Source organism: Streptomyces milbemycinicus, from assembly GCF_002154605.1.
In the GTDB taxonomy this organism is placed as follows: domain Bacteria; phylum Actinomycetota; class Actinomycetes; order Streptomycetales; family Streptomycetaceae; genus Streptomyces; species Streptomyces milbemycinicus.
Genome location: NZ_MUNE01000440.1, coordinates 1 through 7,742 on the forward strand (window position 1 = coordinate 1; position 7,742 = coordinate 7,742).

The window sequence follows — 7,742 nt, forward strand, 5'->3', positions numbered from 1 at the left end:
AGATGTGTATACGAGGCAGGCGGAGTCCCGGGTGAGGGCGGGGGTGGGAAACCCCCGCCCGTCTCAGCCGTGTTCGCGCCAGCGGTTTGTGATGGGGAGGCGGCGGTCCTTGCCGAAGCCCTTGGCGGAGATCTTGGTGCCCGGCGGGTACTGGCGGCGCTTGTACTCCGCGGTGTCGACCAGCCGCAGAATCCGCGTGACCAGCTCGTCGTCATAGCCCGCCGCGACGATTTCCGCCCGGCCCTGGTCCCGGTCGACGTACAGCTCCAGGATCTGGTCGAGCACGTCGTAGTCGGGGAGGGAGTCGGTGTCGACCTGGCCCGGGCGGAGTTCGGCGCTCGGGGGCTTGGTGATGGAGTTCTCCGGGATGGGCGGGGTCTGGCCGCGCTCTTCCGCGGCCTGGTTGCGCCATTTCGCCAGGCGGAAGATGGACGTCTTGTAGACGTCCTTGATGGGGCCGTACGCGCCGACCGAGTCCCCGTACAGGGTCGAATAGCCGCAGGCCAGCTCGGACTTGTTACCCGGGGCCAGCACGATGTGGCCCTCCTGGTTGGAGATGGCCATCAGCATCGTGCCGCGCAGCCGCGACTGCAGGTTCTCCTCGGCCAGGCCGGTGAGGTGCAGCGACTCCATATAGGCGTCGAACATCGGGGCGATCGGGACCGTACGGAAGTTCAGCCCCGTGCGCCGGGCGAGCTCGGCGGCGTCGGCGATGGAGTGCTCGGAGGAGTAGCGGGACGGCATGGCGACGCCGTACACGTTCTGCGCGCCGACCGCGTCGCATGCGATGGCCGCGACGAGCGCGGAGTCGATGCCGCCGGACAGGCCGATCAGCACACTGCGGAAACCGTTCTTCGCCACATACGCGCGCAAGCCCACGACGAGCGCGGTGTAGATCTCCTCGTCGTCGCCGAGGCGCTCGGCGGTGCCGCCGGCCAGCTCGGGTTCGTACGCCGGGAGGGGGTCCGCGGAGAGCGTGAGGTGTTCGATGCGCAGCCCGTCGTCCACGACGCCCTGCGGGACGGTGCCGGGGTCGGCGGCGGGCAGATCGAGGTCGAGCAGTACACAGCCCTCGGCGAACTGCGGGGCGCGGGCGATCACTGCGCCGTCGCGGTCGACGACGATCGAGTCGCCGTCGAAGACCAGCTCGTCCTGGCCGCCGATCATGGCGAGATACGCGGTGGTGCAGCCCGCCTCCTGGGCGCGCTTGCGGACCAGTTCCAGGCGGGTGTCGTCCTTGTCGCGCTCGTACGGCGAGGCGTTGATCGACAGCAGCAGCCCGGCGCCGGCGGAGCGGGCGGCGGGCACCCGGCCGCCGTCCTGCCACAGGTCCTCGCAGATGGCGAGGGCGACATCGACGCCGTGCACGCGGATCATGGGCAGCGTCTGGCCCGGTACGAAGTAGCGGAACTCGTCGAAGACGCCGTAGTTCGGCAGGTGGTGCTTGGCGAAGGTGAGGATCACCTCGCCGCGGTGCAGCACGGCAGCGGCGTTCTGCGGGGCCCCGGCCGGCTGGCCGAACCGCGGCTGGGCGCGCTCGCTGCGGTCGAGGTAACCGACGACGACGGGCAGCTCGCCGAAGCCCTCGTCCTCCAGCCGGGCGGCGAGCGCGTGCAGCGCGGCGCGGGACGCCTCGACGAAGGAGGAGCGCAGGGCCAGGTCCTCGACGGGGTAGCCGGTCAGCACCATCTCGGGGAACGCCACCAGGTGGGCGCCCTGCTCGGAGGAGTGCCGGGTCCAGTGGACTATCGACTCGGTGTTGCCGTCGAGGTCGCCGACGGTCGAGTCGATCTGGTTCAGAGCGAGACGAAGTTGAGGCACGGCGACCAGTGTAATCGTCTCTTTGACGCGATGGCCCTGCGTGTCTCCTTTGTCACGTCGGTCGCTGTCGGCCCGATCTCCGTCGGCCCGGCCCCGGTCCCCGTCGGCCCGGCCCCGGTCCCCGTCGGCCCGGTCTCCGTCGGCTCGTACGACGAAGGAGACCGGGCCGACGATCCCGCTACTTCCGGTAACCGATGATCGTCATCAGCCCGGACTCCGAGTGGTAGACGTTGTGGCAGTGGACCATCCACAGCCCCGGGTTCTCCGCGTCGAAGTCGACGTTCACCTTGTGGTGCGGCAGCAGGATCGTCGTGTCCTTGCGCGGGCCGCCGTCCGGCAGCTGGAAGGTGTGGCCGTGCAGATGCATCGGGTGCCACATGTCGGTGCCGTTGATGAAGGACAGCCGGACCCGCTCGCCCGCGCGCACCGGATAGCGCTGCGACGGGTCGTACGGCTTGCCGTTGATCGCCCAGTCGTACTTCTTCATGGACCCGGTGATCCGCATGCGGATCGTCCGGTCGGGGTCGCGGGGCTTCAGCCGTACGTCCTCCGCGGCCCGCAGCTGGTCCGCGGTGATCAGCCTGCCGTCCAGCTCCTTGGGGCGTACGGACGGCAGTGGCGCCCCGGCGCTCTCGCTGGTGCGCAGCAGGGCCATCGCGGCGCGCCCCTTGCCCTCGGCGAGCGCGATCAGCGGGAAGACCCCGTCCTGGGCGGTGACCACCACGTCGTAGCGCTCGGCCATGCCCAGCAGCAGCGCGTCGGTGGTGGTGTGCTCGACGGGGAAGCCGTCGGTGTGGGTGACCGTCATGGTGTGGCCGCCGAGCGCGACGCGGAAGGCGGTGTCGCCGCCCGCGTTGATGATCCGGATGCGGACGCGGTCCCCGGGCTTGGCGCGGAAGGTCCGGGGGTCGTCCGGGGTGCGGCCGTTGACCAGGTAGTACGGATACGCCACATTGCCCGGGTCGCCGCCCAGCAGCCGGCTTCTGGCGCCCCTGAGGATTCGGGACGGGCCGGTGCGGGGCGGGCGGGGGCCGTCATCGCCGTCCCCGTCGTCCCCGTCGTCCCCGGAGTCGTCCCTGCCGCCCTTGCCGGAGCCGTTGCCGGGGCCCGTGTCGTCCATGCCATGCATGCCCGCCATGCCGCCGCCGAGCTCGTCGAGCACCTCGTCCGGGGTGCTGCCGTCCACCCCGTCGACCCAGTCGTCGAGCATGACGATCCACTCCTCGTCGTACTCCAGCGGCTCCCTGGGGTCGTCGACGATCAGCGGCGCGTACAGCCCCCGGTCCAGCTGGACGCCGGAGTGCGGATGGAACCAGTACGTGCCCGGGTCCGGCACCGTGAAGCGGTAGTCGAAGGAGGCCCCGGCCTTGATCGACGGCTGGGTCACACCGGGGACGCCGTCCATGTCGTTGCGCAGGGAGATGCCGTGCCAGTGCACGGTGGTGGAGTGCGGCAGGTGGTTGGCGAGCCGGACCGCGAGGGTGTCGCCCGCGGTGACCCGGATCGGCCGGGCGGGCAGCTCGTCGTCGTACGCCCAGGTCCTGACCGTACCGGCGCCGAGGTCGAGCGAGGTGGTGGTGGCGGTCAGCCGGATCTCCCGTACCGGCCCCCGCTCCTGGTGGGCGGCGGCGACCTCCTCGCCGTGGGGGGAGACATAGCCCTCGGGGGCGGGCTCCGCGGCGGCCGGCGCACCGGCGTTACCGGAACCGGCCCGCGGGCCGTGTGAGTCGTCGGACGCGGAGGACGGGGCGGAGCAGGAAGTGAGCGGTCCGCTGCCGCCCGCGACGGCGATTCCCGCGCCGAGCACGGCGCGGCGAGTGAATGCGTGCATGAGTGGGCACCCCAATGGCCGATGTGTGTGAGCTGCGTGGTGGGGTGGCGCGTACGCCTCGCCCGCGCGGGGGTGCGGGGTGGGCGGACGCGCTCCTATATGCCCAGCAGCGGCGCGGCACAGGGCCCTGAAGACACCGGCTGACGCACCGGCCGACCCATCGGCCGACCGCACCGGGCGGTCGTCGCCCTCGGCTGTCGCCGGCGCCGGCGCTGGCGCGGTCCGAGCATTGCCTTCCTCCGCTTCCTCCGCTTCCTCCGGTCGCTCCGGTCGGCCACGGCCCCTACGATCGGTGTCGGCGTATGCCGATATTGGCCACACCTTACCCCCAAGGGGTATCGAAACCCTGGTGGCGGGCCCGGGTGCGAAGCGCTCGGGGCCGTCCGGGGCCGCATGAAAGTACGATGCACACATCGTGGCGGGGATGCCGGGGGAGCGGTCCGAAACCTCTCCGAAACCCCGCCAGGTGATACTGGGGTCCACAGGTGCCCCACACGTACCCCAAGTGCCGTCTGACCTGCAAGGATAGGGGACCATGGATAAGCAGCAGGAGTTCGTGCTCCGCACCCTCGAAGAGCGCGACATCCGGTTCGTGCGGCTGTGGTTCACCGACGTGCTCGGCTTCCTCAAGTCCGTCGCCGTCGCGCCCGCCGAGCTCGAAGGCGCCTTCGATGAAGGCATCGGCTTCGACGGCTCCGCGATCGAGGGCTTCGCCCGGGTCTACGAGTCCGACATGATCGCCAAGCCGGACCCCGGCACCTTCCAGATCCTGCCCTGGCGCGCCGAGGCCCCCGGCACCGCCCGGATGTTCTGCGACATCCTGATGCCGGACGGCTCCCCGTCGTTCGCCGACCCCCGCTTTGTGCTCAAGCGGATCCTGGCCAGGACCTCCGACCTCGGGTTCACCTTCTACACCCACCCCGAGATCGAGTTCTTCCTGCTCAGCAAGAAGCCCGTGGACGGCAGCCGCCCGGAGCCCGCCGACTCCTCCGGCTACTTCGACCACACCCCGCAGAACATCGGCATGGACTTCCGCCGCCAGGCCATCACCATGCTCGAGTCGATGGGCATCTCGGTCGAGTTCTCCCACCACGAGGGCGCCCCCGGCCAGCAGGAGATCGACCTGCGCTACGCCGACGCGCTCTCCACCGCCGACAACATCATGACGTTCCGGCTGGTCATGAAGCAGGTGGCGCTGGAGCAGGGCGTACAGGCCACGTTCATGCCCAAGCCGTTCTCCGAATATCCCGGCTCCGGTATGCACACCCATCTCTCCCTCTTCGAGGGCGACCGGAACGCGTTCTACGAGTCCGGCTCCGAGTTCCAGCTCTCCAAGGTCGGCCGCTCCTTCATCGCGGGCCTGCTGCGCCACGCCGGGGAGATCTCCGCCGTCACCAACCAGTGGGTCAACTCCTACAAGCGCATCTGGGGCGGCTCACAGCGCACCGCGGGCGCCGGCGGCGAGGCCCCCTCGTACATCTGCTGGGGCCACAACAACCGCTCCGCACTGGTCCGCGTGCCCCTCTACAAGCCCGGCAAGACCGGCTCCACCCGCGTCGAGGTCCGCTCCCTCGACACCGGCGCCAACCCCTACCTCGCCTACGCCGTGCTGCTCGCGGCCGGCCTCAAGGGCATCGAGGAGGGCTACGAGCTCCCGGCCGGCGCCGACGACGACGTATGGGCGCTGTCCGACGCGGAGCGGCGCTCCCTGGGCATCGAACCGCTGCCGCAGAACCTGGGCGAGGCCATCTACCTGATGGAGCGCAGCGAGCTGGTCGCCGAAACGCTCGGCGAGCACGTCTTCGACTTCTTCCTGCGCAACAAGAAGCAGGAGTGGGAGGAGTACCGCTCCGAGGTCACCCCCTTCGAGCTGCGCAAGAACCTGCCGGTGCTGTAGGCGCGGGCGGCCGGCGACGCCGCGTCGCCGGCCCGCCGCTGTGTGCTCCGGCACGGCGCGACTTGCTTCGCAGAGCCTAAGCTCGTCATCGGGCCCGGCCTGGTCACCGGGGGCGCGGGGCCATGGGCGGCGGCACTCGAGAGGCACGGGAGGCGGCGGCATGTCCGTACCGCAGGGACGCAGAAGCAGCAACTTCACCCGGCTGCTGCGGCACGGCTTCACCGATGCCTCCGCCGCCCAGCGGCTGCTGGACTCGCCCGAGCTGTCCGGCGTACGGAGCGATTCGGTGCTGCTGGAGGCGCTGGGCGCGAGCGCCGACCCCGACCTGGCCCTGCGCGGGCTCGTACGGCTTGTCGAGGCGCTGCCGGACGGCGTGGCGACGGGCGCCGCCGGGGCGGCCGCGGCCGCTTCGGACAGTGGTTCGCGGCAGGCGCTGCTGGACACCCTCGTCACCGCCAAGCCGCTGCGCGACCGGCTGCTCGGGGTGCTCGGCGCGTCCGAGGCGCTGGGCGACCACTTGGCCCGGCACCCGGGGGACTGGCAGGCCCTGGTGACGTACGAGTCGGCGGATCTGCATCCGACCACCCCCGAGTTCGAGCGGGCGCTGGCCGAGGGCATCTGGGGCCCGGCCGGGGCGGGCCGGTCACGGCCCGACGCGCTGCGCATCGCCTACCGCCGCGCGCTGCTGGCCATCGCCGCCCGCGATGTGTGCGGCACCACCGATGTGGCCCAGGCGGCCGCCGAGCTGGCCGATCTGGCGACCGCCACGCTGCGTGCCGCGCTGGAGATCGCCGCCGAGGAGCAGCCCGAGGACGCCGCCGCCTGCCGGCTCGCCGTGATCGGCATGGGCAAATGCGGCGGCCGTGAGCTCAACTACGTCTCCGATGTGGACGTCATCTTCGTCGCCGAAGCTGTGGACGGTGTCGAGGAGGGCAAGGCCGTGCAGGCCGCGACCCGGCTCGCCTCCCGGCTGATGCGGATCTGCTCCGAGGCCACCGTTGAGGGCAGCATCTGGCCGGTCGACGCCAACCTCCGCCCCGAGGGCCGCAACGGGCCGCTGGTGCGCACCCTGTCCAGCCATCTGGCGTACTACCAGCGGTGGGCCAAGACCTGGGAGTTCCAGGCGCTGCTCAAGGCCCGGCCGGTCGCGGGCGACACCGAGCTCGGCCAGGCGTACGTGGACGCACTCGCGCCCATGGTGTGGCAGGCCGTCGAGCGCGAGAACTTCGTCCCGGACGTGCAGCAGATGCGCCGCCGCGTCGTCGAGAACATCCCCGTCGCCGAGATAGAGCGCGAGCTCAAGCTCGGCCCCGGGGGCCTGCGCGACGTCGAATTCGCCGTCCAGCTGCTGCAGTTGGTGCACGGCCGGTCCGACGAGACGCTGCGCAGCGGCACCACGCTCGACGCGCTGGCGGCGCTGGCGGCGGGCGGCTATGTGGGGCGCTCCGACGCCGCCGCGCTGGACGCCGCGTACCGCTTTCTGCGCTCCATGGAGCACCGCATCCAGCTGTACCGGCTGCGCCGCACCCATCTGGTGCCCGAGGACGAGGCCGATCTGCGGCGCCTGGGCCGCTCGCTGGGCCTCCGTACGGAGCCGGTGGCCGAGCTGGGCACGGCGTGGCGGCGCCACGCGCGTGAGGTCCGGCGGCTGCACGAGAAGCTGTTCTACCGGCCGCTGCTGGACGCGGTCGCCCAACTGGAGCCCGGCGAGACCCGGCTCAGCTCCGCGGCGGCGGGCCAGCGCCTGGAAGCGCTCGGCTACGCCGATCCGGCCGCCGCACTACGACATTTGGAGGCGTTGGCGTCCGGTGTGACCCGTAAAGCGGCGATTCAGCGTACGCTACTGCCCGTGCTGCTGGGCTGGTTCGCCGACTCCGCCGATCCGGACGCCGGGCTGTTGGGCTTCCGGAAGGTTTCCGACGCCCTGGGCAAGACGCCCTGGTATCTGCGGCTGCTGCGCGACGAGGGCGCCGCCGCGGAGAATCTGGCGCGGGTGCTGTCCGCCGGGAGGCTCGCCCCCGATCTGCTGCTGCGCGCCCCCGAGGCGGTCGCCCTGCTCGGCGACCCGGAGGGGCTGCGGCCGCGTGGCCGGCCCCACCTGGAGCAGGAGACGCTGGCGGCGGTCGGCCGCGCCGAGGGCGCGGAGGCTGCGGTCGCGGCGGCGCGCGGGGTGCGGCGGCGGGAGCTGTTCCG

The 7,742-nt window shown here is 71.6% G+C and carries 4 protein-coding genes; 2 read left to right on the top strand and 2 right to left on the bottom strand.

Annotation, left to right across the window (positions count from 1 at the left end; all coding sequences use genetic code 11):
• Nucleotides 1-63: 63 nt before the first annotated feature.
• Both CCN51_RS32340 and CCN51_RS32345 read right to left on the bottom strand, forming a co-directional pair.
• Nucleotides 64-1,821: an NAD+ synthase gene (locus CCN51_RS32340; RefSeq protein ID WP_014180274.1), complete on the bottom strand. Its 1,758-nt coding sequence runs from the start codon at nt 1,819-1,821 to the stop codon at nt 64-66.
• A gap of 178 nt (nt 1,822-1,999) precedes the next feature.
• A complete protein-coding gene (locus tag CCN51_RS32345; RefSeq protein ID WP_014180275.1) occupies nt 2,000-3,652 on the bottom strand; it encodes a multicopper oxidase family protein in 1,653 nt (550 codons plus the stop codon).
• Between the two features lie 535 nt (nt 3,653-4,187).
• Here CCN51_RS32345 and glnA point away from each other — a divergent pair.
• On the top strand, nt 4,188-5,549 hold the full coding sequence (glnA, locus tag CCN51_RS32350; RefSeq protein WP_014180276.1) for a type I glutamate--ammonia ligase: 1,362 nt from the start codon (nt 4,188-4,190) through the stop codon (nt 5,547-5,549).
• A gap of 160 nt (nt 5,550-5,709) precedes the next feature.
• The coding region (locus tag CCN51_RS32355) for a bifunctional [glutamine synthetase] adenylyltransferase/[glutamine synthetase]-adenylyl-L-tyrosine phosphorylase (RefSeq protein WP_086860409.1) at nt 5,710-7,742 on the top strand (2,033 nt) is incomplete at its 3' end.